27 protein-coding genes, 1 tRNA gene, 1 pseudogene and 1 riboswitch are annotated in these 24,183 nt (G+C 68.4%); of the genes and pseudogenes, 12 read left to right on the top strand and 17 right to left on the bottom strand.

What is annotated here, in order from left to right:
- Window positions 1–12: 12 nt before the first annotated feature.
- The 3 genes from OG588_RS18515 to OG588_RS18525 all read left to right on the top strand — a co-directional run bounded on the left by OG588_RS18515 (window position 13) and on the right by OG588_RS18525 (window position 1,643).
- Complete coding sequence (locus OG588_RS18515) at window positions 13–456, top strand: hypothetical protein (protein ID WP_405948268.1); 444 nt, start codon at window positions 13–15, stop codon at window positions 454–456.
- 272 nt (window positions 457–728) lie between these two features.
- Window positions 729–1,166 carry a hypothetical protein gene (locus tag OG588_RS18520; protein ID WP_405948269.1) on the top strand — a complete coding sequence of 146 codons (438 nt, stop codon included), beginning with the start codon at window positions 729–731 and terminating at the stop codon, window positions 1,164–1,166.
- 93 nt (window positions 1,167–1,259) lie between these two features.
- Window positions 1,260–1,643 (top strand): hypothetical protein, encoded by a 384-nt coding sequence (locus OG588_RS18525; RefSeq protein WP_405948270.1) that lies wholly within the window; start codon window positions 1,260–1,262, stop codon window positions 1,641–1,643.
- 54 nt (window positions 1,644–1,697) lie between these two features.
- On the opposite strand, the gene OG588_RS18530 is transcribed toward OG588_RS18525, so the two are convergent.
- Window positions 1,698–2,051: a hypothetical protein gene (locus tag OG588_RS18530; RefSeq protein WP_405948271.1), complete on the bottom strand. Its 354-nt coding sequence runs from the start codon at window positions 2,049–2,051 to the stop codon at window positions 1,698–1,700.
- Between the two features lie 199 nt (window positions 2,052–2,250).
- Here OG588_RS18530 and OG588_RS18535 point away from each other — a divergent pair, with 199 nt between their 5' ends.
- Together OG588_RS18535 and OG588_RS18540 are read left to right on the top strand one after the other, a co-directional pair.
- On the top strand, window positions 2,251–3,102 hold the full coding sequence (locus OG588_RS18535; RefSeq protein ID WP_405948272.1) for a hypothetical protein: 852 nt from the start codon (window positions 2,251–2,253) through the stop codon (window positions 3,100–3,102).
- 346 nt (window positions 3,103–3,448) lie between these two features.
- A pseudogene (locus OG588_RS18540) lies at window positions 3,449–4,381 on the top strand (hydrolase); the annotation flags it as partial.
- Between the two features lie 73 nt (window positions 4,382–4,454).
- On the opposite strand, the gene OG588_RS18545 reads toward OG588_RS18540, so the two are convergent.
- A complete protein-coding gene (locus tag OG588_RS18545) occupies window positions 4,455–5,864 on the bottom strand; it encodes a HupE/UreJ family protein (protein ID WP_405948273.1) in 1,410 nt (469 codons plus the stop codon).
- Window positions 5,861–7,045, bottom strand: coding sequence for a DUF3500 domain-containing protein (locus tag OG588_RS18550; RefSeq protein ID WP_405948274.1), 1,185 nt, complete (start codon window positions 7,043–7,045; stop codon window positions 5,861–5,863). Before OG588_RS18550 ends, OG588_RS18545 begins: the two co-directional genes overlap by 4 nt.
- Before the next feature lie 401 nt (window positions 7,046–7,446).
- Between OG588_RS18550 and OG588_RS18555 the strand changes: the two genes are divergently transcribed.
- A complete protein-coding gene (locus OG588_RS18555) occupies window positions 7,447–7,758 on the top strand; it encodes a hypothetical protein (protein WP_405948275.1) in 312 nt (103 codons plus the stop codon).
- 286 nt (window positions 7,759–8,044) lie between these two features.
- On the opposite strand, the gene OG588_RS18560 is transcribed toward OG588_RS18555, so the two are convergent.
- Together OG588_RS18560 and OG588_RS18565 are read right to left on the bottom strand one after the other, a co-directional pair.
- On the bottom strand, window positions 8,045–8,470 hold the full coding sequence (locus OG588_RS18560) for a hypothetical protein (RefSeq protein ID WP_405948276.1): 426 nt from the start codon (window positions 8,468–8,470) through the stop codon (window positions 8,045–8,047).
- A gap of 124 nt (window positions 8,471–8,594) precedes the next feature.
- Entirely contained in the window at window positions 8,595–9,971 is a 1,377-nt protein-coding gene (locus OG588_RS18565) for a DUF445 domain-containing protein (protein WP_405948277.1), read from the bottom strand.
- 107 nt (window positions 9,972–10,078) lie between these two features.
- Here OG588_RS18565 and OG588_RS18570 point away from each other — a divergent pair, with 107 nt between their 5' ends.
- Entirely contained in the window at window positions 10,079–11,410 is a 1,332-nt protein-coding gene (locus OG588_RS18570; RefSeq protein ID WP_405948278.1) for an SGNH/GDSL hydrolase family protein, read from the top strand.
- A gap of 71 nt (window positions 11,411–11,481) precedes the next feature.
- On the opposite strand, the gene OG588_RS18575 is transcribed toward OG588_RS18570, so the two are convergent.
- The 4 genes from OG588_RS18575 to OG588_RS18590 form a co-directional block, all read right to left on the bottom strand.
- The gene (locus tag OG588_RS18575; protein WP_405948279.1) at window positions 11,482–12,339 is read right to left on the bottom strand and encodes a DUF1707 domain-containing protein; all 858 of its coding nucleotides are present in this window, start codon (window positions 12,337–12,339) and stop codon (window positions 11,482–11,484) included.
- Between the two features lie 67 nt (window positions 12,340–12,406).
- Window positions 12,407–13,384, bottom strand: a complete 978-nt coding sequence (locus OG588_RS18580; RefSeq protein ID WP_405948280.1) for an ATP-binding cassette domain-containing protein — start codon at window positions 13,382–13,384, stop codon at window positions 12,407–12,409.
- A gap of 2 nt (window positions 13,385–13,386) precedes the next feature.
- Window positions 13,387–14,163 carry an ABC transporter permease gene (locus OG588_RS18585; RefSeq protein ID WP_405953154.1) on the bottom strand — a complete coding sequence of 259 codons (777 nt, stop codon included), beginning with the start codon at window positions 14,161–14,163 and terminating at the stop codon, window positions 13,387–13,389.
- Between the two features lie 88 nt (window positions 14,164–14,251).
- The gene (locus OG588_RS18590) at window positions 14,252–15,052 is read right to left on the bottom strand and encodes an ABC transporter permease (RefSeq protein WP_405948281.1); all 801 of its coding nucleotides are present in this window, start codon (window positions 15,050–15,052) and stop codon (window positions 14,252–14,254) included.
- A gap of 223 nt (window positions 15,053–15,275) precedes the next feature.
- Here OG588_RS18590 and OG588_RS18595 point away from each other — a divergent pair, with 223 nt between their 5' ends.
- On the top strand, window positions 15,276–17,720 hold the full coding sequence (locus OG588_RS18595; protein WP_405948282.1) for a transglycosylase domain-containing protein: 2,445 nt from the start codon (window positions 15,276–15,278) through the stop codon (window positions 17,718–17,720).
- 31 nt (window positions 17,721–17,751) lie between these two features.
- On the opposite strand, the gene OG588_RS18600 is transcribed toward OG588_RS18595, so the two are convergent.
- The 3 genes from OG588_RS18600 to OG588_RS18610 all read right to left on the bottom strand — a co-directional run bounded on the left by OG588_RS18600 (window position 17,752) and on the right by OG588_RS18610 (window position 19,007).
- A complete protein-coding gene (locus tag OG588_RS18600; protein WP_405948283.1) occupies window positions 17,752–18,072 on the bottom strand; it encodes a DMT family transporter in 321 nt (106 codons plus the stop codon).
- Between the two features lie 34 nt (window positions 18,073–18,106).
- Window positions 18,107–18,183: riboswitch (guanidine-III (ykkC-III) riboswitch) on the bottom strand.
- 63 nt (window positions 18,184–18,246) lie between these two features.
- On the bottom strand, window positions 18,247–18,603 hold the full coding sequence (locus tag OG588_RS18605; RefSeq protein WP_026150372.1) for a co-chaperone GroES: 357 nt from the start codon (window positions 18,601–18,603) through the stop codon (window positions 18,247–18,249).
- Between the two features lie 56 nt (window positions 18,604–18,659).
- Window positions 18,660–19,007 carry a DUF3618 domain-containing protein gene (locus OG588_RS18610; RefSeq protein ID WP_019056704.1) on the bottom strand — a complete coding sequence of 116 codons (348 nt, stop codon included), beginning with the start codon at window positions 19,005–19,007 and terminating at the stop codon, window positions 18,660–18,662.
- A 94-nt stretch (window positions 19,008–19,101) separates the two neighbouring features.
- On the opposite strand from OG588_RS18610, the gene bcp reads away from it, so the two are divergent.
- The gene (bcp, locus tag OG588_RS18615; protein WP_405948284.1) at window positions 19,102–19,569 is read left to right on the top strand and encodes a thioredoxin-dependent thiol peroxidase; all 468 of its coding nucleotides are present in this window, start codon (window positions 19,102–19,104) and stop codon (window positions 19,567–19,569) included.
- A 12-nt stretch (window positions 19,570–19,581) separates the two neighbouring features.
- On the opposite strand, the gene OG588_RS18620 is transcribed toward bcp, so the two are convergent.
- Window positions 19,582–20,118 carry a GNAT family N-acetyltransferase gene (locus OG588_RS18620; RefSeq protein WP_405948285.1) on the bottom strand — a complete coding sequence of 179 codons (537 nt, stop codon included), beginning with the start codon at window positions 20,116–20,118 and terminating at the stop codon, window positions 19,582–19,584.
- A 155-nt stretch (window positions 20,119–20,273) separates the two neighbouring features.
- Between OG588_RS18620 and OG588_RS18625 the strand changes: the two genes are divergently transcribed.
- From OG588_RS18625 to OG588_RS18635, 3 genes are all read left to right on the top strand, one after another.
- Window positions 20,274–20,927, top strand: coding sequence for an HNH endonuclease signature motif containing protein (locus tag OG588_RS18625; protein WP_405948286.1), 654 nt, complete (start codon window positions 20,274–20,276; stop codon window positions 20,925–20,927).
- Window positions 20,924–21,601 carry an HNH endonuclease gene (locus tag OG588_RS18630; RefSeq protein ID WP_405948287.1) on the top strand — a complete coding sequence of 226 codons (678 nt, stop codon included), beginning with the start codon at window positions 20,924–20,926 and terminating at the stop codon, window positions 21,599–21,601. The genes OG588_RS18625 and OG588_RS18630 overlap by 4 nt, the downstream gene beginning before the upstream one ends.
- A 17-nt stretch (window positions 21,602–21,618) precedes the next feature.
- A tRNA-Leu gene (locus tag OG588_RS18635) sits at window positions 21,619–21,691 on the top strand.
- Window positions 21,692–21,741: 50 nt separating this feature from the next.
- Here the strand turns inward: OG588_RS18635 and rdgB are convergent.
- From rdgB to OG588_RS18655, 4 genes are all read right to left on the bottom strand, one after another.
- Window positions 21,742–22,344: an RdgB/HAM1 family non-canonical purine NTP pyrophosphatase gene (gene rdgB / locus OG588_RS18640; protein ID WP_405948288.1), complete on the bottom strand. Its 603-nt coding sequence runs from the start codon at window positions 22,342–22,344 to the stop codon at window positions 21,742–21,744.
- Between the two features lie 42 nt (window positions 22,345–22,386).
- On the bottom strand, window positions 22,387–22,800 hold the full coding sequence (locus OG588_RS18645) for a hypothetical protein (RefSeq protein ID WP_317774915.1): 414 nt from the start codon (window positions 22,798–22,800) through the stop codon (window positions 22,387–22,389).
- A 155-nt stretch (window positions 22,801–22,955) separates the two neighbouring features.
- Complete coding sequence (gene rph / locus OG588_RS18650; RefSeq protein WP_019056710.1) at window positions 22,956–23,693, bottom strand: ribonuclease PH; 738 nt, start codon at window positions 23,691–23,693, stop codon at window positions 22,956–22,958.
- Between the two features lie 127 nt (window positions 23,694–23,820).
- The gene (locus tag OG588_RS18655) at window positions 23,821–24,180 is read right to left on the bottom strand and encodes a PTS glucose/sucrose transporter subunit IIB (RefSeq protein ID WP_281169871.1); all 360 of its coding nucleotides are present in this window, start codon (window positions 24,178–24,180) and stop codon (window positions 23,821–23,823) included.
- Between the last annotated feature and the right edge of the window lie 3 nt (window positions 24,181–24,183).

Below are 24,183 nucleotides of genomic sequence, written 5' to 3' on the forward strand. Positions count from 1 at the left end.
AACGTCCTGGTCATGACCACAAAGCCTGCCTTGTGCGACGGCCCCTGGATGGCGACCAGCGCACCCTCCTCGCATTCAACGGACGGCGAGTCGGATTCACCACCACTCGGCCAACTTCTCGTACGGTCTGCGGCCGGCCTCCGCGACCGCACCGCGGTGCAGGCTCTCGTCGAGGAGGAGTTGCTTCTCGCTCGGGACCACGTCCGTAAAGCGCTCATGACGCAACAAGACGGCATCACGGCGTGCCGGTGGGAAGGCATGGCCGGGCATCTTTACACGCTGGGACTCGACGAAGGCGAGCGCGCTTTCCTCGGGTTGGTGTTGTCGATCGTGGGCGTGCAGCAGAGCTATCTCGCCGCGGTGGAATACCTCGACGAGCGCCGCCTGAAAATCGTGCTCCAGGCAATGATTCGGCTGGCCGACAACGACCAGATCGCCATCGGCACACGAATGTGAGCCTACGAAGCCGGCATACGCCCTTGGGGCGCCCCGAGCTCGATGACGCCCTCGCTGCTCCCGACCGTCGACACGCCTTCGCCATGTCTCACGGCGGGCTGAAGATCCCTCTTCCACATACACGACGCCCACGCCCAGTTCCCGGAAGTGGGCTACCCGAAAATCCCTCAACCGCGAGGTGAAGCCGTGCTCCACACCACCCCACCGGTGCCCGAAAGGCCACCGGGTCCGACCCCGCCCAGCCTGGATACGAGCGCGAAGGAGAACACGCGATGACCACCGCCGTAGCCACCACAACCCGTACCGGCCACTCCCTCGTCCCCGACACTGACTTCAACATGCTCGCCGCGTTCTGCGCCGACGAGTACGGCCTCGAACGTGCCGTCGCAGACCGCGTCGTCGATCAGGCGCTCGCTCTGGTCTTCGTCATGGGCACCACGGGCGAAGGCGCCTCCATGGCCCCGTCCCAACAGGTCGATCCCGGCTGGCACACGCTCATCCTCCACACCGACTGGTACGCCAACTGGTGTGAGGGCAGCTTCGGTTACTTCCTGCACCACCAGCCGAATAGCAAGACCCGTACCGGCGGGCTGATGACCGAGGTCGTGCAGAAGATCCGGGCGGCCGGCTTCGAGGTCGACGACCAACTCTGGGGCACAGCCGCCGAATGCAACCCGCCCGCCTGCTGCGGCGACGGGCCCTGCTGCTGATCAGCATCCCCCAACTCCTCACCAGGGCGGACCGATCTCCCTCAAGGTCGGCCCGCCCCCCCCCATTTATCGCTAGAAACGGACTACCTTCCCGTGTCCCTGACCGAGCTGACCGCAACCAGCCGCGTCACCGTCTTCCCCCTCGAAACCCTCACCCTCGCCTACACCACCCAGTCCAGCGACGAACGCGGCCTGGGCGACATCGGCCTCGTCGCCGTGGTCGACGTACTCAGCGAAGGCGAGGAGTTGTGGCGGCTCGCGCGCAGCCTTGGCGGCCGTAACAGCGATGCAGACCGGGCCCGTTGGATCCTCACCCAGGCAAACCGCGCCCGCGTGGTCGCCGCCTACACAGACCTACCGCGCACAACCTGGACGGCGTACATCCGCCGCCGTATCGACCTCGACGTGCTCTTCGCCAACCACGACACCCTGCTCACCGGTCGAATCTCGCTGCCCACGTCATCCCGTGGTGCGTGACTCATGAGCCGGCCGCGGAGAACGCCGATGACGCCACCCGTTCCACCCCGAAGGTCACAACTCCGGAGCCAGCAGCGTCAGCCGTAGCAGCGCCGCGACCGCCAGTGCCGACGGGACCGCGTACCACCACCTGCGGAGCCAGTCCGCCTTGACGAACACCCAAGTCAGCCCCGCTGTCACGGCCGTGAGAGCCAGGGCGGTGCCTGACGCGAAGTTCGAGTGGGCGGCCGTTTCGCTGTCCCAGGGGCCTGCGGGGTTGGCCGCGTACGCGAGGAGCGTCATGTACGCCGTCGCCAGGTGGCCCAGGGTGAGGACGAGGGCGCAGAGCGCGGGCGCTGTGCGGTTGCGCGGGGGCCGGTCCGGTTCCCCGGCGGCGTGGGGCGTTGAGGGGCGGACAGGGCTGGTCACTTCAAGGCCTCCTTGGCGTCGTCCAGTTCGCGGTCGATGAAACCTGGTCGATACCAACTCCCCACGCCCCACTGTCCATTACGCACTTATTGCACAAGAGATCTTCACCATTTCCGACCTGTATCCCTATCATGCGGAGATCAACAGGCCCGGCCAAGGCGACACTTGGGCGGGCCTCTCAGGTTCTCGTGGGGGATTCATGCGTATACGCGTTGCGGCTGCCGCCGTCGTTTCCGGTGCCGTCGTCCTGTCCGCGCTCGCGCTTCCGGTGGCCGCCCAGGCGGCGGAGCGTACGGGGGCGGCGGCGAAGCTAACCTCCTTCGCCGCCAAGGCAGTTCAGCCCAGAGACTCCTCGGGCAACACCAAGTTCTCGCACGCTGTCATCAACGGCGGCAAGGACATCGTCCTCGGTACCACCGGCACGAAGTCCGTCACCGTCACGTACACCGCCACGGACGCGAGCGGAATCGCCCTCACCGAGGCGTTCCTGTGGCAGGGCACCGACAGTTCGACCACGGACGGCATCACCGGCGGGCTGGGGACGGACGACGACCCCGCCTGCACGGAGACGGCGACCCAGGGCACGTACACCTGCAGGGCCGTCTTCAACATCCACCCCGCCACCGACATGAAGGGCAACGGGGTGGCCGGGACCTGGAAGCTGTTCCTGGGGGCCTGGGATCTGTACGCGAACGCCAGTTCCAACGACGACGTCGCCACCGCCGCGATCAAGAAGGCCTCCACGCTGACCGCCAACGCCACACCCGAGCCGGTCAAGAAGGGCAAGACCATCACGGTCACGGGCAAGCTCGCCCGCGCGAACTGGGCGACGGGCAAGTACGCGGGCTATGTGTCCCAGCCCGCGAAGCTGCAGTTCCGCAAGAAGGGCAGCAGCACCTACACCACCCTCAAGACCGTCAAGACCAACAGCACCGGCGTCCTGAAGACCACCACCAAGGCCACGGTCGACGGCTACTACCGTTACGTCTTCGCGGGCACCTCCACCACCGCCGCGGCCACAGCTCCCGGCGACTTCGTCGACGTCCGGTAGCGGCGGTTCGGCAACACCTCAACATCAGCACCTCAACATCATCAGCACCTCAACGTCAGCACGTCAGCACTTCGGTGCCGGGTCGCCGCGCGTCATCGCACCCGGCACCGCGCCATTTCCCCGCCCTCGGTATCGCCGAGTAAGAGATCTACGTGAACCGCCGAGAGGGTCTCCCGACACCCCCGATCCTCTGTGTACCGTCCTCCCTTGTGTCGATCGGTGATCACTCAACTACCGTTCTACGCGCGAAGATTCATCGCACTTGGCAACACCCGCAGCACCCGCACCCCCCTGTTCATTCCACCCCCCACTGATGGAATCCCCCCACTTCACGGAGGTTCACCGGATGCTCAAACTTGGCAAGTTCACGTCACCTCGCAGGTTCACCACCGCCCTCACCGTCCTCGGCATGCTCGCCACCGGCGCTGCCGTACAGGCCGCCACCGTCACCCCCGCGCACGCGGCCACCACCCACCGCGTCCTGTTCGACGACGGCCACGCCGAAGAGGCCGGTAACGCCGACTGGATCATCTCCACCAGCAAGCCCGACCCGCTGTCCCAGGACTCCTCCCCGTCCTCCGACAAGGACTGGACCGGGGCGCTCTCCTCATGGGGCATCGCCCTGCAGAAGACCGGTGACTACAGCCTCAAGACCGCTACCAGCGCGCTGACTTACGGCGGTTCGTCGGCCACCGACCTGTCGAACTTCGACACCCTCGTGCTGCCCGAGCCGAACATCAAGTTCACGACCGCCGAGAAGACCGCCATCATGAACTTCGTGAAGGCCGGCGGCGGGCTGTTCATGATCTCCGACCACACCGGGTCCGACCGCAACAACGACGGCTACGACGCGGTCCAGATCCTCAACGACCTGATGACCAACAACAGCGTGGACTCGACCGACCCGTTCGGCTTCTCCATCGACTCGCTGAACATCACCTCCGGCTACCCGGCCGCCATCAGCGACAGCAGCAACGCCGTGCTGCACGGCTCCTTCGGCACCGTCACCAAGAGCCTGATCGCCAACGGCACCACGGCCACGATCAAGCCGGCCGACAACTCCGCCGCCAAGGGCCTTCTGTACCGCTCCGGTTACTCCGGCAACACCGGCGCCTTCTTCGCCACCAGCACCTTCGGCAGCGGCAAGGTCGCGTTCTGGGGCGACAGTTCGCCGATCGACGACGGCACCGGCCAGTCCGGCAACACGCTCTACGACGGCTGGAACGACACCGGCGCCACCAACGCCGCCCTCGCCCTCAACGCCACGGAGTGGCTGTCCTCGTAAGCCGCACCAGCAAGTAGCGGTGTGGGTGCGGGGCCGGGGAATCAACTCCCCGGCCCCGCACTCGTTTCTAGGGCAGCGTGGAGAGTGCCGCCGGTCCAGGGGCGGACTCCGTCCCCGTCGCCGCGCTCTCCAATTCCGGCTGGCTGCGGCCCCGTTGGCGTTCGACCAGCGTCCACGCACCCGCCACGGCCGCCGCCACCACAAGAACCGTCAGCATCCCCGTCGTATGGGACCCCGCGCTGTCGGCGGCCCTGGCCACCGGGTTGGGCAGCCCCAACCGGTCCGCCAGCCAACCGACAGCCGCCGTGGCCGTGATCAGCGCGCCGCCCACCCGTAGCGCGGGCTGCACCCGCAACCGCGCGAGGACCAGCAGCGATGGCAACGCCAGGCAGACCAGGAGGAGTTGGACCAGTTCGATGCCCAGGTTGAAGGCCAGCAGACTGCTCGCCAACTGGGCTGTGGACAGGTGCATTTCGGCGAGCACGAAGGAGAACGCCATGCCGTGGCCCAGGCCGAAGACGCCCGCCACGATCGCTTCCTTGCCGGGGAACAGCGGGCGGATCGCGTGGACCGCGCCGACCAGGATGCTCGCCGCGATGAACGCCTCGACCGGTCGGCCGGGGATCTCGAAGCGGGTGAGGGCAGTTGCCGCGAGGGCGACGGAGTGGCCGACGGTGAAGGCGAGGGTGATACCGCCGATGCGCCTGAGCGCCGCGCGCGGGCCGGCCAAGCCCCGCCAGCGTCCGCCTGCCGCCAACAGCGGTGCGGGGAGCAGCAGGATGAGCAGGAACAGCAGATGGTCGGTGCCGGTGAGGATGTGGTTGCCGCCGAGTTCGAGCATGGCGACGAAGCCGCGCCAGGCGCTGCCCTCGCCGAGATCGACGGTGAGCGGCGGGACCTTCATGTGCCGGACGTCGAGACGGATGGTGCCCACCTGCGTGGCGCCGTCGCCCTCGACCCGACCCGCGGCCCAGTCCTGACGCACCGACACCAGCGTTACGTGGGTGATGACTTGGTGCACGATCACGTCGTAGCCGAGGGTGAAGTGGCGTACGTCCGCTCCCGTCGGCGGAGTGAGTACGGCCTTCGCGATCAGCTCGCGGTACGGGCCGGTGGAGGTCTGTTCGGTGCGGCTGAGGCTCAGCGCGCCGATGCCGACCTGCCACGCCTCGCCCTTGAGGGTGGTCGGGTGGATGTGCTCGGCGAGGTAGGCGCGGATCGCAACGGCCTTGGTGGAGAGGGCAGTTGGGGCGATGGTGCTGAGGTCGATGCCGCTCGCCCGGGTGAAGTCGTCGACCGGCAGGGCCAGCCGCGCGGTCACCGAGGCCTGGTACACGTCGAGTTGGACCACCGAGTGCGGCATCGGATGCGCGGCGGCCGGCGACGCCCCGAGGAGGAGCGCCGCCGGTACCGCGATCGCGATCCCGGCCACCAGGCGAAGTAGCGCTGTGGTCAGCCAAGTTCGCGGTCCGGTCATGAGAAGGTGAACTCGCTGCCGTAGTCGCGGGTGTGGTCGCGGTACACGGTGTGATAGTGGACCTTGCCCTGGAAGACGAGGCCGTTCTGGCAGACGAACTCGATCCACACACCGGGGCCGTCGATGCGCACGTAGTCGCCCTGGGTGTCGAGGGCGGTGCCGCCGGAGTAGGCGACGTAGGTCTCGTTCAGCTCATGCGCGTACGTCTTCATGAGCTTCTTCGCGGTGGCGTCGTCCACGTTGGCGATCCAGGGGTGGATGGCCTTCAGGACCAGTTGCTGCTGCTTGTGCGAGAGCGTGCTGACCTTGATGCCCTCCTTCGTCTCCGGGAACTGGCCGTCCTGGCCCGGGCCGAGGAGTACGTCGCTGAACGACTCGGAGAGCTTGGCGGTGGCCAACTGCTCGGTACTCAGGCTGCTGGTCAGAGCGAGCATTCCGTTGCGCTGCGCGTCCAGGGGCGAGTACGTGGTGCCGTCGTCGTCGGTCCAGCTGCTGGGCTCGACCCCGACGAAGAACGGGCTGGCGCCTGCCACCTTCCCCTTCTTGTAGGTCTCGTTCACGGCGAGGTGGTGGCCGCCGAAGTGCAGCTGCCAGGTGCCCGTCGTCGAGGGGGTGCCGAGGAACGCCAGGAAGTAGACGCCGCTGCCGTAGCCGCCCATTCCGCCGCCGGCGCCACCGGACGGCGGGGTGCCGGTCGGAACGTCGGTCGGGGCGTCGGTGGCCGTCGAGCTCGCGGACGGGTCGGCCGTGGCGGACGGGTCCGCGGAGGCCGTGCTCGACGCGGTGTCCGACGGCGCCGGGCCCGCGGAGCTGGTGGCCTGTGCGGCGTTGAGCACGTCGTCGGCCTTGAGGATCTGCGTGATCTGGTCGTACCCGGTACCCGTGCCGGTGCCCGTGGCGAGCTTCACCACCTTCATGGCGGCGGCGAGTTGAGTGTCCGTCAGGGAACCGAGCTGGATGCCTGGCCGGCAGGTCGAGCCGCACGGGAGGTTGGACCACGCGGTGGCGTTCGCCTGCGAGAAGTCCAGCAGCACCTCCGCCTGCTGGTCGGCGTCCAGCGTGTTCAGGAACTCGTTGGCGGCGCTGACCACGGCACCGACGCCGGTGGCCTTCCTGTCGACCGGATGCTTGGCGCCCGCGGCCGATTTACTCGCCTGCGTGTCCGTCGAGGCATTAGCCACGGCGAAACCGCCACCGACCAGCACAACCGCCGTAACGGCTCCGGCTATTCCACGCCAGGTCCGTCTCGTACGCACGAGACGGGTTCTTTCTCTACTCACGAACGACTCCTTCGATTCCATCAATTCCAGAAAGACGTCCCAGCCGCATGGGCAGCACCCATCGCCGCTCGTCAGCGGTCGCAGGCAGGGGTGAGACACGCAGGGAGCGGCGCCGGTCGGCCGCTCGCGCGATTGTTGGCAAGATTATCGACGTTCTTACCTGAATCTCAATGGATGGTCACGTAGGTAAAATAAGTTTCAGGTTGCACAGCAATGCGACATGAATTCAGAGAATTCACACAGTCATTCGCCAGGCTATTCTTATCGCCTGAATAGGATTACCTGCTACCAGGAGGCATGTCATGACCAAGGTCCCCAGCGTTCCCAGCGCGGTGATCGCCGCGAGCGGTCTCGTCGGCGGATACGGCGTGGCCCGCTGGACCAGGAAGCGACAGCTCGGCGGAGTCGTCCTCGCCGCAGCCGGTGCCACCGCCGCACAGCAGTGGCGCCGGCAGGCGGGCGGCAAAGCGGCCGGCGCACTCACGGTCGCCTACATCGCCGCGTTCGCCGCCTCCCACCCCCTGGCCAAGAAGGTCGGCGCCTGGCCCGCCGTCTTCGGGGTCGCAGGCGCCGTAGCCCTCACGTCCTGGGCGGTCGCCGACCGCCACGCGTGACGACCGTCGGCCGCGTACGGCGGCAAGGCGACGTGTCGGGGGGTGTCCGCCCGCAGCGGTCGGCGCGTCAACACGGGCAAGTCGGTGAACGCCGGTCCCCGCGCCGATCCGAGGACGGACACCCCCCGGCGCGGCGCCGACCCCCAACGCACCCCAGGCGACCCACAACGCACCCGCACCCACCCACAAACCCGCACCCCCACCCACCCAGGGGCGCGGGGAACTGCGCGACCAGCCACAAACAACCCGCACCCGACGACGCCTCAGCACCGCCCCGCCAACCGCCTCACCTGCCCGCCGCGGCGCACAGCAACCCGTCCGCCGAGTCCTCCCCACCGCGCGGCCTGAAACAACGTCCCACCGTCGCCGCGACCAACGCCCCCGCCGCGATCACCAGCGTCGCGAACGCCCACGCCAGCGGCTGTTCCGACTCGAACGACACGTACATCAACACCGCCGGCGGCACCGCCACCAGCAGTAACGGCCAAGCCAGATCGTCCCGGTGACCGACGTAGCCCGCCAGGAACACCAGGATCACCGCGAGCGCCACCCCGCCGCCACCGGACACCTCGCCCGCCACCGACACCGGCACCGATCCCGACGGAACGCAGATGACGTACGCCCCCGTCGCCACCCCCGCACCGAGCATCCGGGTCAGCCAGCGTTCCGGCCAGGGGCGCGTCCGCAGGGGACTCAGCAGCTTCTCGGTCATGTGTACGAGGGTTCCGTCACCGCCGGGGCCGCGACAGAGTACGAGTACTCAGATCCCAGGGTCACGGAAACGCCGGCGCGACTGTCGCATCCACCGCCACCAACCCCGCCCCGATCTCCCGCCCCTACACCCCCGCCAACCGCGTCACCGTATAGATCAACAACCCGACCAACGACCCCACCACCGTGCCGTTGATCCGGATGAACTGCAGGTCACGCCCGATGTTCGCCTCGATCTTCCGGGTCGTGTGCTCCGCGTCCCAGCCCGCCACCGTGTCCGTGATGAGGGAGGTGATCTCCTTGCGGTACGTCGTCACGACGTACACCGCCGCGCCCTCCACCCAGCCGTCGACCTTCTCCTGAAGCTTCGGCTCCACGGCCATCCGCGCGCCCAGCGACAGCAACGAGGCCCGCACCCGCAGCCGTAGCTCACTGCGCTCGTCCTCGGCGGCCGACACGATCATCGAGCGTACGGACGTCCACGCGCTGGCGATCAGGTCCTGGACCTCGCCGCGGCCGAGGACCTCGCCCTTGAGCCGCTCCACACGCGCGCGGGTCTCCGTGTCGGACTGGAGGTCGGCGGCGAAGTCGCCGAGGAAGCGGTCCAGGGCGCCGCGGGCGGGGTGGGAGGGCATGTCACGCATCTCGGTGACGAAACGGAGCAGCTCCTTGTAGACGCGCTCGCCGATGCGCTTGTCGACGAACCTCGGGGTCCACCCGGGCGCCCCGCCCTCGACCGCGTCCATGACCTGCTCGTCGTGCAGGACCAGCCAGTCGTGCGCGCGGGCCACGATCAGGTCGACGACCCGTTTGTGACCGCCGTCGGCCACGATCTTCTCCAGCGTCTTCCCTATCCCGGGCGCGATCTCCTGGGCGTCGGCCCGCCGGGTGATCGCCTCGCCGACGATCGCCTGGACGTCGGAGTCCCGCAGCACTGTGAGGGCACCCCGGAGCGCCGCCGACAGCTCGGCCGTCACGCGGTCCGCGTGTTCCGGTACGGCCAGCCAGGCGCCGAGGCGGCTGCCGATGCCGACCGCGCGCAGACGCTGCCGTACGACCTCCTCGGAGAGGAAGTTCTCGCCGACGAACTCGCCCAGGGAGACGCCCAGTTGGTCCTTCTTGGTGGGGATGATCGCGGTGTGCGGGATGGGCAGGCCCAGCGGACGCCGGAAGAGCGCCGTGACCGCGAACCAGTCGGCCATCGCACCGACCATGCCCGCCTCGGCCGCCGCGGCGACATAGCCCGCCCAGGGGCCCGCGCCCGAGTTCGACGCCCATTTCGCGAGCACGTAGACGACGGCCACGAAGAGCAACAACGCCAGCGCCGTCAGTTTCATCCGGCGGACGCCGCGCTGTCGCTCCTGGTCGGCCGCGCTGAACGTGGTCATCGTGCGGCGGGACCCGTCACTCTCGGTGCCCGCCCCAGCCCTGACCACCGCCTCCGCCTCCGCGTCCGCCTCTGTCCGTTCCATCCGCTCCACCCGTTCGCCGGTACCGTACATATTGTCCCTTCCTGACCGACTCCCGGAACGGAACAGGAGTTCCCACAGTCACCCGATCGGGCAAAATGGCAGGGTCCTGCCAGTCACCCCGAGGAGATCCGCACCGCATGGCCAAGCGTCGTGGTTATGCCCTGCTGTCCGCGATCATCACCTTGATCGCGGTCCTTTCCGTCTGCATATACGTCGGGGCCGCCGCGGGTGACGGAGGCCCGGGCGACGACGGGAAGAACTCCTCCGGCGCCCGCTCCCCGCACAACTCCGCCGCCCCCGCCTCGGCCGGCAGCTGGGTGGGTGCCTGGGCCGCCGCCCCGGTGGGCGGCGAGGCCGGTACGGAGCAGACCGGCATGGCGGGCCGCTCGGTGCGCAACGTCGTCCACACGAGCGCGGGCGGGACGAGCGCCCGGATCACCCTGTCCAACCTCTACGGCCAGACCCCGCTCACCCTCACGCACGCCTCGATCGCCGTCGCCGCCGCTCACGACAGCTCCGCCGCGGTCAAGGGCACCATGCGCCGGCTGACCTTCGGCGGCGCGACCTCGGTCACCGTCCCGGCCGGGCAGCAGACGCTCAGCGACGCCGTGCGCCTCCAAGTCCCGCAGGGCGCCGACCTGTTGGTCACCACCTACTCCCCCACCGCGTCGGGGCCGGTCACCTACCACCCGTACGCACGGCAGATCTCCTACCTCGCCGACGGCGACCGCGCCGAGGACGCGACCGGCACGCCGTACCGTGAACGCACCGCGATCTGGCGCTACTTGACCGCGGTGGACGTGCTGAGCAGCCAGGCGGACGGCACGGTCGTCGCGTTCGGCGACTCGATAACCGACGGTTCCACCTCGACCGAGAGCGCCAACCACCGCTGGCCCGACGCCTTTTCGCAGCGGCTGCGCGCGGCCGTCGCCGCCGGGCAGGACGTGCCCCGCTACAGCGTCGTCAACGAGGGCATCAGCGGGAACCAGATACTCACCGGCAAGGCGGGCCGGCCCGTCGAGAACCAGAGCGGCCTCGACCGCTTCACCCGGGACGTGCTCGGCCGTCCGAACGTCAAGGTCGTCATCGTCGACCTCGGCGTCAACGACACCCTGCACGACGCCCGCGCCGACCACATCCTCACCGGCCTGCGCACCCTGGTCCGCCAGGCGCACGCCCACGGCATCAAGGTCGTCGGCGCCACCCTGATGCCCTTCGGCAACTACTTCCGGTACACCGCGGCCCGGGAATCCGTACGCCAGCAGGTCAACGCGGGGATCAGAAGCAGCACGGTCTACGACGCCGTCGTCGACTTCGACAAGGCGCTGCGCGACCCGTACGCCCCGCGCAGGCTGGCCTCCGAGTACGACTCGGGCGACCATCTCCACCCCAGCGACCGGGGCTACCGGCAGATGGCCCGCACCGTCGATCTCGCGGACCTCAAGGGCGCGGTACCGGCCCAGTTGTGAGCTGGCGGCGGTCAGCCCCGCCGAAAAAACCTCAGCCCCCGCAAAACCTCGGCCCCCGCCGAAAGAAGACCTCAGTCCCAGTCCCGGTGCCTGCGGTCCCGCCGCTCCCGCTGCCGCTCGCGCCGCTCCTCGTGCCGTTCCCTGCGCTCCTCGTGCCGGCGCCGGATCGCCTCGCGGTGTTCGTCCATGGCCTCGCGGTGGGCGTCGTGCAGGCCCGACAGGGCGTCGCGGTGGGAGCCGTAGAGCTGCTTGGCGGACGAGCCGCGCTCCAGCTTCTCCTGGCGGCGCTCCTCCTTGAGGCGCTGGCGTTCCGCCCGGGTCACCTTGCGTTCCACGCCGACGCCGCCCCAGAAGGCGAAGCCCGTGAGGATCACGCGCGGGGCGCCCGGGTCGCCGCGCACACCCTCCTGGCTCTGGTCGAAGGCGCCCATGATGCCGATGCCGCGGACGACGACCTCGACGCCCGGCGGCACGATGACCTGGACTCCGCCCATGATCGCGATGCAGTTGATCTCGACCTCGCGGTCCGCGAAGTTCGCCTCGCGCAGGTCGAGGTCGCCGCCACCGAAGAAGGAGAAGCAGGTGAACCGCTTCGGAACCGTCCACCGCCCCTTGCGCTGGAACCCGGACAGGATGGCCACGGCACCGGTCGAGGACCCCTCGCCGCCGACGATCCGCCCGGCCCAACTCCCGCTGTCCACCGGCTCCTTGACCATGTTCACCGGCGGCGGGGTGACCCCGGCGACGGGCAGGTCGCGGGTGATGGGGGTGAGTTCGCCGTACGTGCGCGCCTTGTACGTCGCCTCCAGACGCTCCTCGAACTCCTCCATGTCGAGGCGGCCCTCCGCGACGGCGTCGCGCAGCACCTCGGCGACTCGCTCACGGTCGGCGTCGGATGCGCGGAGCTCCGGGACTGCGTCGTCGGTCATACAGAGCAGCCTACGAGTTCACTCCGCGCAGGGCCATGAGGGAAAGCGAGCCCGCCTTCTCCATCTCCTACGACACCGCTTTCTCGGCCTGTTCCGCGTACATCTTGGCGATGACCGCCTCGATGTCCGGCTCCCGCACCGACAGGTCCACCATCGGGTACTCCGCCGCGATCCGCGCGACCAGCGGAGCCGCCGACTCCGACGCGGGGAACGCCAGCCACTGCCGGGGGCCCTCCACCTTCACGACCCGCGCGTCCGGCACCTCGATCGGGGGCAACTCCCGTTCCAGGTCCACCACCAGGGTCCGCTCGCTCTCCCCCGCCTCGTGCAGCCCGGCAAGGGGGCCGTCGTACATCAGGCGCCCGTGGTCGATGACCATCACGCGGGAGCAGAGCTGCTCGATGTCCTGGAGGTCATGGGTGGTGAGGAGGACCGTGGTGCCCTGCTCGGCGTTCAAGTCCCGCAGGAACTCCCGGACTTTGGCCTTGGAGATGACGTCGAGGCCGATGGTCGGTTCGTCGAGGTAGAGCACCTCGGGGTCGTGCAGCAGGGCCGCCGCGATGTCGCCGCGCATCCGCTGGCCGAGCGAGAGTTGCCGTACGGGGACGTCCAACAGGGCGCCCAGTTCGAGGAGTTCGACACAGCGGTCGAGGTTCTCGGCGTAACGGGCGTCGGGGATGCGGTACATGCGGTGCATCAGGTTGTACGAGTCGATCAGCGGGAGGTCCCACCAGAGGGTGGTCCGCTGGCCGAAGACCACGCCGATGCGGTGCGCGAGCCGGGTGCGTTCGCGGGACGGGTCGATGCCGGCCACCCGCAGCCGGCCCCCGCTCGGGGTGAGGATGCCGGTCAGCATCTTGATGGTGGTCGACTTCCCGGCGCCGTTCGGACCGATGTAGCCGACCATCTCGCCGCGGGCCACCGTGAAGGAGATCGAGTCGACGGCGCGCACCTGGCGCCGCTCCCGTTTCATGAACCCGGTCTTCTTGCGCACGTCGAAGACCTTCTCGACCCGGTCCAGTTCGATGAACGCCTGCTCTGTCACCGTCAACTCCCAGTGCTTCGGTACGACTTGAGCCCGGCGCGCCAGGCCAGCCCGGCCAGCGCGCAGAAGGCGAGTGCCACCAGCGGCGAGGCGAACTCCGCGCCCGGCGGCAGGTCCAGCGGGTACGGCCGCCCCAACACATAGGACGCGGGCACCCAGTTGACGAAGGCGAGCGGCAGCATGAAGGTCACGCCCCGCACGAAGTCCTTGCCGAACACGGCCGGCGGATACTGCAGCAGCGTGGTGCCGCCGTACGTGAACGCGTTCTGCACCTCGGCCGCGTCCTGCGCCAGGATCTGGAAGGCCGCGCCCGCCACGAACAGCGCCCCGAAGATCGCCGCGCCGCAGAGCAGCATCATCGGCACCAACAGCAGCTTCCCGACAGTCCAGTTGACGTCGATGTGGAGCAGCGCGTACCCCAGCACCATGCTGCCCTGGGTGATCCGGCCGAGGCGGCGCAGGGCGAACCGGTCGGCGCCGATCTGGGCCAGTACCGGTGCCGGGCGCACGAGGAGGGTGTCGAAGGAGCCGTCGCGGATGCGGGCGCCCAGCACGTCCATCGAGCCGAGGACGAGGTCGGAGATGCCGAACGCGGTCGCCGACAGGCCGTAGAGGAAGGCGACTTCGGGCAGGGACCAGCCGCCCAGCGAGTGGACCTGCGAGAACATCAGCAGGATCGTGACGAAGTCCAGGCCGGTCACCAGCAGGTTGCCGATCACGGTGATGACGAAGGACGCGCGGTAGGTCATGCTCGACCGGATCCACATCCCGGCGATCATGCCGTAGGCACGCAACCCCTCGCGCCAGCGCGGCAGTTCATCGTCACCCGGGTGACGAAGGAACGCCCCCTCACTCGTTCGGGTCGTCTCAGCCACCCTGCACCACCACCCTCCGCGTAGCCGCCGACTGCATCAGCCGCCCCGCCGTGAGCAGCACCACCGCCCAGGTCGCCTGGAAGGCGTACGCGTGGAGCGGAGCGGTCTTCCCCATCAGCACATCCGCCGGCATCTGGATCTGCGCCGCCCACGGCAGCACGCGGACGATGTCGCCGAGCGCGCCCGGGAACGCGTTCAGCGGGAGCACCATGCCCGAGCAGAAGATCCCCAGGATCATCGTGGCCTGGTTGATGCCCGTGCCGTCCATCAGCCAGAACACGCTCAGGGCGGCGAGGTAGCGGATGCCGAAGCTGACGAGGATCGCGAGCAGCAACGACACCAGGAGAGCCGCCCAGGAGGTGACGTCCGTGGGCAGCGCCATCGGGAAGAACAGCGAACCGAACACGAACGGGATCACGCCCCGCCCCAGCAGCTGGAACATCGACCGCCCGAAGTCGCTTGCCAGACACCACAGTTGGAGGTCGGCGGGCCGGTACAGGTCGACCGCGATGTCGCCTGTCCGGATCCGCTCCATCAGGTCCTTCTCGAACCCGCCGCCCTGGATCGCCAGCGTCGCGTACAGGCACTGCCCGAGCCACACGTACGTCACCGCCTGCGCCTGGTCGTACCCCCCGAGATGCGGGCGCTCGTCCCACAGCGCCAGGTAGGTGTAGACGAGGACGACACCGAAGACGGTGTTGGTGAACACCCCGGCGAGCGTCGCCGCCCGGTACGTCGCGTACCGCCTGAAACCCCCCGCCGCGACGGCCGCGTACAACCGCCCAGCGCCCACAAAAACCACCCTCCACCGCATCTTGACACCGAAGCGCAGGAGCCTAGTCCGCAGGTGGTGACGCACGCCACGCATTTTCCGGGCAAGTGCGTGCCGATCGGCGGGAACGGAACGCATGGTGCGAGAGTCTTCGTCTGGGGGCGCAGAAGCGCACAAGGCCGTACAGGAACGTACGCGTGGGCGTAGGGGACCGTACGACGCGAAACAGGAGTCCGTGCACGACATGAGCGACCAGCCGCAGCCGCAGCAGCCGAACCAGGGCTGGGCACCGAGAGAGCCGGAAGCGGCTGCCGCACCCGAGGCGCCCGGAGCGCCCGGAGCAGCCGGGGGCGAGAAGCCCAAGAAGGCCAAGCGGCCCAAGCGCACCGGCTGGCGGCGGATCATCCCGACCTGGCGCATGACACTCGTCGGGTTCATCGCGCTCGTGGCGCTGCTGATCGGCGCGTTCTATCTGGGCTACTCGATGGTCAAGATCCCGCCGGCCAACGCGCTCGCCACCAAGCAGTCCAACGTGTACCTGTACGCGGACGGCTCCCAACTGGCCCGCGACGGCGAGGTCAACCGGGAGAACGTCGGCCTCGCCCAGATCTCCGCGAACGCCCAGCACGCCGTACTGGCCGCCGAGGACCGGGATTTCTTCACCGAGTCGGCCGTCGACCCCAAGGCGATGGTCCGCGCCGCATGGAACACCGCGACCGGCAAGGGCACCCAGTCCGGCTCGACGATCACCCAGCAGTACGTCAAGAACTACTACCTGGGCCAGGAACAGACCGTCACCCGCAAGGTGAAGGAGTTCTTCATCTCGATCAAGCTGGACCGCACGGAGTCCAAGGCCGAGATCCTGGAGGGCTACCTCAACACCAGCTACTTCGGCCGCAACGCCTACGGCATCCAGGCCGCCGCCCAGGCCTACTACGGCAAGGACGCCACCGATCTCGACGCCGGCCGCGGCGCCTACCTCGCCGCACTGCTGAACGCGCCGAGCGAGTACGACGTCGTAGCGCATCCGGAGAACAAGGCCGCGGCGGTGGCCCGTTGGAACTACGTCCTCGACGGCATGGTCAAGAAGGGCTGGCTCACCGAGTCCGCGCGGGCCGGCATGAAGTTCCCGATGCCGAAGGAGGCGACGGCCTCAACGAGCATGTCGGGACAGCGGGGTTACATCGTCGGCGCGATCAAGGACTACCTCACCACCAACAAGATCATCGACGCGGACACCCTCGAAGCCGGCGGCTACCGCATCACCACCACGCTCCAGAAGAGCAAGCAGGACGCCTTCGTGAAGGCCGTCAACGACCAAGTCATGTCCAAGCTCGACAAGAAGAGCCGCAAGGTCGACAACTACGTGCGCGCGGGCGGCGCTTCGGTCGACCCCAAGACCGGCAACATCGTCGCGATGTACGGCGGCATCGACTACGTGAAGCAGTACACGAACGGCGCGACCCGCGGCGACTTCCAAGTGGGCTCCACCTTCAAGCCGTTCGTCCTCGCGTCGGCCATCCAGAACGACTCGCAGACCCAGGACGGCCAGACCATCACGCCCAACACCTACTACGACGGCACCAACAAGCGCCCCGTGGAAGGCTGGAACGGCGGCTCGTACGCCCCCGAGAACGAGGACCAGGCCTCCTACGGCGACATCACCGTCCGTACGGCGACGGACAAGTCCGTCAACTCGGTGTACGCGCAGATGGCGGTCGACGTGGGCCCCACGAAGGTCAAGCAGACCGCCATCGACCTCGGCATCCCCTCCGACACCCCGGACCTGACCGCCACCCCGTCCATCGCGCTCGGCCCGTCCACCGCGAGCGTCCTCGACATGGCGGAGGCGTACGCCACGATCGCCAACCACGGTCAGCGGCACACGTACACGATGATCTCGAAGATCACCAAGGACGGCACGGCCGAGATCAAGCTGCCGGAGCGGAAGACCACCCGAGCGGTGAGCCGCGAGTCCGCCGACACCACCACCTCGGTCCTGCAGAGCGTCGTCGACAACGGCACGGCGACCGCGGCCCAGGCCGCCGACCGCCCGGCGGCCGGCAAGACCGGCACGGCGGAGGAGGACACGGCGGCCTGGTTCGCGGGCTACACCCCCGACCTGGCGACGGTCGTCTCGGTCATGGGCCAGGACCCGACCACCGCCGCCCACAAGTCGCTCTACGGCGCGATGGGCCTCGAACGCGTCAACGGCGGCGGGGCGCCCGCCCAGATCTGGGCCCAGTTCACCAAGTCGGCCCTCAAGGGCACCGAGGCGAGCGACTTCGACCTCGACCTCCAGGAGGGCGCCGAGACGGTCGCACCCCCGAGCCTGCAGCCCAGCCAGCCGGCGACGACGGGCGACCAGGGCAACGGCGGCACGACGACCACGGGCGGACAGGGCGACCAGGGTCAGACGCAGGGCGGCACGACCGACGGAGGTACGACCACCACCGACGGCGGCACCACGACGACGACCGGCGGCACGACGGGCACCACGACCACGGGCGGCACGACGACGGACGGCGGCACGACCACCACCGACGGCGGCACGACGGGCACGACCACGGACGGCGGCACCACGACGACGGGCGGCACGACGGGGACGACAACGGACGGCACCACCGGCGGCACGACGACCGGGGGGACGACGGCGGGCCCGCAGAGCACGGGTCGCAAGAAGGAGTGACCGCTGGTTTCAAGGGGGGTGACCACCGGTCTCAGTGACCGGAGGTGGCCTTCAGGCCCACGACGGCGACCAGCAGCAGAGACACGAAGAAGATCCGGGCGGCGGTGACAGGCTCCCCCAACACCACCATGCCGAGCACCGCCGCCCCCGCCGCACCGATCCCGACCCACACGCCGTAGGCGGTACCGATGGGCAGGGACTTCGCGGCGTACGACAGCAGCAGCATGCTGGCGACGATTCCAGCGCCGGTGAACACGCTGGGGACAAGCCGCGTGAACCCGTCGGTGTACTTCATCCCGATCGACCAGCCGACTTCGAGCAGACCGGCGACGACGAGCAGAACCCAGGCCATGACAGGCACCTCCGAGACGTACGTACTGAACGGGGGTGCGTCGTCTTTCCGTGTCGCTGTCCCGGTACGGCGCGTCTCGTCGGGTTCCTTTCCAACGTAGCAAAGGGACGGCAAAAGGGGCTGGTGACGATGGTCACCAGCCCCTTCGAGGCTTGCTGCCTACAGGTGCGCGTCCTACAGATACAGGCCGGTCGAGTCCTCGGACCCCTCGAAACGGTCGGCGGCGACGGCGTGCAGGTCGCGCTCGCGCATGAGGACGTAGGCGACCCCGCGCACCTCGACCTCGGCGCGGTCCTCGGGGTCGTAGAGGACCCGGTCGCCGGGCTCCACGGTCCGCACGTTCTGCCCGACGGCGACGACGTCGGCCCAGGCCAGCCGCCGCCCGACCGCGGCCGTCGCGGGGATCAGGATCCCGCCACCCGAACGCCGCTCGCCCTCGCTCTTGTCCTGCCGCACGAGCACACGGTCGTGCAGCATCCGGATGGGCAGCTTGTCGTGCTGGGTGCTCTGCTCGTCTCTCTTGGCGCTCACGCCCACGAACCTACCTGCCCAGGACCCGTCCGTACGCGGGCGGGTCACCCACGGTTTCAGCCCTTACGACCGCTACGACGCCGGGACCCGAGGACGAACAGCCCCACGACACCGACGGCGACGAGAGCGACAGGAACGATCCGCTCGACGCGCGGCGCACCCTCCTCGTCCACGAACTGACCCTTGACGTCACTCACGACCCGGTTGACGCCGACGTACGCCCTGCCGAGGGTGTGATCGATGCTGGACGCGACCTTGGCCTTCGCGTCGCCCACGATGGTCTTCGGGTGCACCCGCACCCCGATCTCGTCGAGCGTGTCGGCGAGGACATCGCGGCGACGCTTGATGTCCGCCTCGATCTGCGCCGGGGTTCTGGTGTCCGGCGTGTTCGACGTGTCCGTCACCGTACGGCCTCCGAAGTCTGCTGGTACTTGTGCCGGACAGTCTGTCAGCTCTCGCGCGGAGTGCACTGTCAGCACCCCCGGTTACGCTAGCGCGATGAGTGAACGACTCCAGCCCGGGGACGTTGCCCCCGCCTTCACGCTCCCCGACGCCGACGGCAACGAGGTCTCCCTCGCCGACCACAAGGGCCGCAAGGTCATCGTCTATTTCTACCCGGCGGCCCTGACCCCGGGCTGCACCAAGCAGGCCTGCGACTTCACGGACAACCTGGAACTGCTGACGGGCGCCGGCTACGACGTCCTCGGCATCTCCCCCGACAAGCCGGAGAAGCTCGCCAAGTTCCGCGAGAAGGAGAACCTCAGGATCACCCTCCTCGCGGACCCCGACAAGAAGGTCCTCGACGCGTACGCGGCCTTCGGCGAGAAGAAGAACTACGGCAAGACCTACATGGGCGTGATCCGCTCCACGATCATCGTGGACGAGTCCGGCAAGGTCGAACACGCGCTGTACAACGTCCGGGCGACGGGCCACGTGGCGAAGATCATCAAGGACCTGGGCGTCTAGCCGGCCAGTCCTCTACGCACCTCCGTACCTGAACGACACCCACACATCGGGAGCCAGGTCGGGCCGCTCCGGCACCGGCCTGCGCTCCTCGCCCCACTCCCCCGGTGCAAGCGCCTCGCCAACCCGCCGCCAGAACGCCACGGCCCCCGGATTGGCATCCTGAAACGCGACCTCCCACTCCCCCGGATACCGCGCGACGACATCCCGCACGGCCCGCATCCCGACCCCGGCCCGCCGGGCACCGCGCACGACGAAGAAGCTGTTGAGGACCCGGGTGGGCGCGGTGATCCCCCGCACGAAGGCGAACCCGACGGGATGCTCACCGCTCACGAAGAGATACGGCGCCCAGTCACCGTCCCTCCCGTCGAACGCCGCGTCCACCCGCTCACTGCGGAACGTGCCGTCGGCGTTGGGCAGTTGAAGTCGCGCGCCTGTCCCGAACTCGGACATGTCATGCCGGAACATCAGCCAGAGCCGCTCCACGGTGGGGCGGTCGGCGGGGGTGGCTGGTCGTACGTGTACGTGTGCCGTTGCCATGAAAGAGGTCATGAAAAAAGCCTCCCGGGTGGATGAGGGTCCGTTCCTGGAAGGCTTCAGCGACCCGGACTCTACCAACTGCTTTACGGTTCGGGCGTGACTGTCCGATAAGCGGTTCGTTACTCCATTCGAGGCCACGAACGTGTGGTCGAGATCGGAGGGAAACGGTGGGAGTCAGCGCGTATTCGCGGGAGCGGCTGGAGGGGGCGGCTCAGGGGGCTCGGACGTTGTCCGAGGCGTTGGAGAGGTTGGGGGTGGATCCGAGGAGTTCGACTCGGCGCTATGTCCTTGGGCGGATGAAGAAGCTGGGGGTGGACGTCTCCCACTTCGAGCGGGAGGGGGTGAAGTGGACGAAGGAGATCCTCCAGGCGGCCGTTTCGGCGTCGACGAACATGTGCGAGGTACTGCGGCGTCTCGGGCTGGAGGTCGTGGGTGGACATCACACGCACATCAGCCGTCGTATCAAGGCATACGACATCGACACCTCGCACTTTCGGATGCCGAACCGGCGCGGCGAAGCCTGGCGCCCTCGGACACCTGAAGGACTACTCGTCGAGCAGCCGATCGGTCAGGCTCGGCGCATCCCCAGCGATCGGCTCAAGTGGGCGATGAAAGCGTCGGGAATGCAGGAGCGGTGCGCTCTGTGCGGGGCGCAAGCGGTCTGGCGAGGACATCCGCTCCCGCTGGAGGTCGATCACATCGACGGCAACTGGCGCGACAACCGCATCGAGAACCTGCGGTTCCTGTGCCCCAACTGCCATTCGACGACCGCCAGTTACCGGGGGCGTGGAAAGGGACGCGCCAAAGGCGGCACCTCATGAGCAGCGGTGTGCAGTACACCCGCGAGCGACTGACCGAAGCCGCCGCGCGCTGCTCCGACATCGACGAGGTCATCGCCTTCTTCGGTACGCAGCCCTACGGCAAACTTCGCCGCCACCTCTTTGGGCGTTTCGACCACTTCGGAATCGATGTCTCCCACATGCCACGGCAGAGACGATCGAACGCGGCGCCGACCAAACCGACCACCGACGAACTGCGCCACGCCGTCGAGGGAGCCACGTCCATCGCAGACACGCTCCGCGCCCTGGGGATGGAGCCGTACAACAGCAGACTGCGCACGCTGCTCCGCCAATGGCTGACGGAAGACGACCTCGACACCTCCCACTTTCTGGGACAGGCGCACCAGCGAGGTCGGTCAGGCGGTGTGCTTCTTCGGCGTGCCGAGAACATCCTCGTCCAGCATGACGGCAGTCGCCGAACGAGAACCCACCTGCTGCGTCGGGCGCTCCTCGAGGTAGATGCACCAGAGGTGTGCGCCGAATGCGGGATCGGCCCCGAGCGGCTCGGCAAGCCCATGACGCTGGAGGTCGATCACATCAACGGGGACTGGAGTGACGACCGGCGCGAGAACCTTCGGTTGCTGTGCCCCAACTGTCACGCGATAACGAACACGTGGTGCAGAGGAGGTCGACAACGCAGTTGCGGCGCCCAGTAAAGTAGGTCTCAGCACTGGCGCCCGTACGCCAAGGGCTGAGCGGCGATCTTTAGGTGGTCGTGTCTGTCGGTTCGAATCCGACCGGGCGCACAAGGATGCCCCGCACCTGCGATTCGCAGATGCGGGGCATTTTCGTGAAGTCAGCCCAACAACTCCCGAACCACCGGCACCAACGCCCGGAACGCCTTCCCCCGATGGCTGATCGCGTTCTTCTCCTCGGCCGTCAGTTCCGCGCAGGTCCGCGTCTCGCCCTCCGGCTGGAGGATCGGGTCGTAGCCGAAGCCGTTCGTGCCGACCGGTACGTGGCGCAACAGCCCCCGCAGCTGGCCCTCGACCACCCGTTCCGTGCCGTCCGGCAGGGCCAGGGCCGCCGCGCACGCGAAGTGGGCGCCCCGGTGTTCGTCCGCGATGTCCGAGAGCTGGGCCAGGAGCAGGTTCAAGTTGGCCTGGTCGTCGCCGTGTTGGCCGGACCAGCGGGCCGAGAAGATGCCGGGGGCGCCGTTCAGGACGTCCACGCACAGGCCCGAGTCGTCGGCCACCGCCGGGAGGCCCGTCGCCTGGGCCAGGGCGTGGGCCTTGAGCAAGGCGTTCTCCGCGAAGGTCACGCCCGTTTCCTTGACGTCGGGGATGTCGGGGTACGACTCCGCGCCGACGAGGTCGTGGGGCAGGGCCGCGGCGGTGAGGATGGACCTCAGTTCGGTGATTTTGCCGGCGTTGCGGGTGGCGAGGATCAGGCGTGTCATGCCGGTCAGTATCCCAACCTCCGCCACACGCCTATGAGACGGCTACGACGTGCAGACCTTCGTCAACTCGCCCGCCGCGTCCGTCACCGGGCTGATGTCGGGGGTGTCGTCGCCGTTCTTGACCGCCGTACGGACGTTGTCGACGGCCGTACTCAGGTCGTCCACCGCCTTGTTGACGTCCGCGTTGTCGGTCTTGTCGCCGATCTTGTCGAGGTCCTTCTCGATGGAGTTGAGGGACTGGTCGGTCTGGGTGGGGTCGTTCGCCGCGTTCTCCACGGCCTGTTGGAGGCCGGTGACGCTGTCGGCGATGGTGTCGGCGGTCTGGACGCAGTCGATGGCCTTGTCGACGGCGTCGCAGCCGGTGGCGAGGCCGGCGGTCAGGCCGATCGCCGCGACGGTGGCGGCTATGGCGATACGGCGGCGACTGCTGCGGCTTCGTCGGCTTGCGGCGGCCATGGTTCGGTTTCCTCCCCGTGGGGCGGGCCTCGGCGGCCACTCCCCGTTTCCGTTCCGTATGCGTAGGGACGCGGGGGCGGGCCGCCGGGTTGCCCCCGCGGCCCGCCTCTCTTGGTACGACCTTGGTGCGCCCTTTACCTGACCGCCCCAGCCTCTTACTTCTCCAGCGCGGCCTCAAGTGCCTTTCGCTGTACGGCGGTCAGCTCGTCGCAGCCGGCGACCGCCAGGTCGAGAAGGGCGTTGAGTTCGTCGCGCGCGAAGGGCTCGGCCTCGGCGGTGCCCTGGACCTCGACGAAGCGGCCGTCGCCGGTGCAGACGACGTTCATGTCGGTCTCGGCGCGGACGTCCTCCTCGTAGCAGAGGTCGAGGAGGGGGACTCCCCCTACGATGCCGACCGATACGGCGCTGACCGTGCCGGTGAGCGGCTGGCGGCCGGCCTTGATCAGCTTCTTGCCCTGGGCCCAGGTCACCGCGTCCGCCAGCGCGACGTACGCGCCGGTGATGGCCGCCGTACGGGTGCCGCCGTCGGCCTGCAGCACATCGCAGTCGAGGACGATGGTGTTCTCGCCGAGGGCCTTGTAGTCGATGACCGCGCGCAGCGAGCGGCCGATGAGGCGGCTGATCTCGTGGGTGCGGCCGCCGATCTTGCCGCGGACGGACTCGCGGTCGCCGCGGGTGTTGGTGGCGCGGGGCAGCATGGAGTACTCCGCGGTGACCCAGCCCTCGCCGCTGCCCTTGCGCCAGCGGGGGACGCCTTCGGTGACGGAGGCGGTGCAGAAGACCTTCGTGTCGCCGAAGGAGACGAGGACGGAGCCCTCGGCGTGCTTGCTCCAGCCGCGTTCGATGGTGACGGGGCGGAGCTGTTCGGGGGTTCGGCCGTCGATGCGAGACATGGCGAAGAGCCTAGTGGTAGGTCCGGCCCACACATGGGGAAGGGGCTCCTCCCGCATCGGGAAGAGCCCCTCAGTACACCTGGTACCAGTACACCTAGTACGCGAAGCCGGGGATGATCCCCGCGCTTCACATCAGGTCTTCGATGTCCGCCGCGATCGGGTCCGCGTCGGTGCCGATGACGACCTGGATCGCTGTGCCCATCTTGACGACGCCGTGGGCGCCGGCAGCCTTCAGCGCGGCCTCGTCGACGAGGGCCGGGTCCTTCACCTCGGTGCGGAGGCGGGTGATGCAGCCCTCGACCTCTTCGATGTTGTCGATGCCGCCCAGTCCGGCAACGATCTTCTCAGCCTTGGTGGCCATGTTGTTCTCTCCCTGATCCGAACCGCTTTGTCGCAGTAACCCACAGTTGGCCCAGCTTCGCGAGCGGTCATGTCGTGCGTGCCGAATGATGGTGACGATCACATCGCCAACTGGTCTACACCACATTAC

The sequence above is a fragment of the Streptomyces prunicolor genome (assembly GCF_045162825.1).
GTDB lineage: Bacteria > Actinomycetota > Actinomycetes > Streptomycetales > Streptomycetaceae > Streptomyces > Streptomyces prunicolor.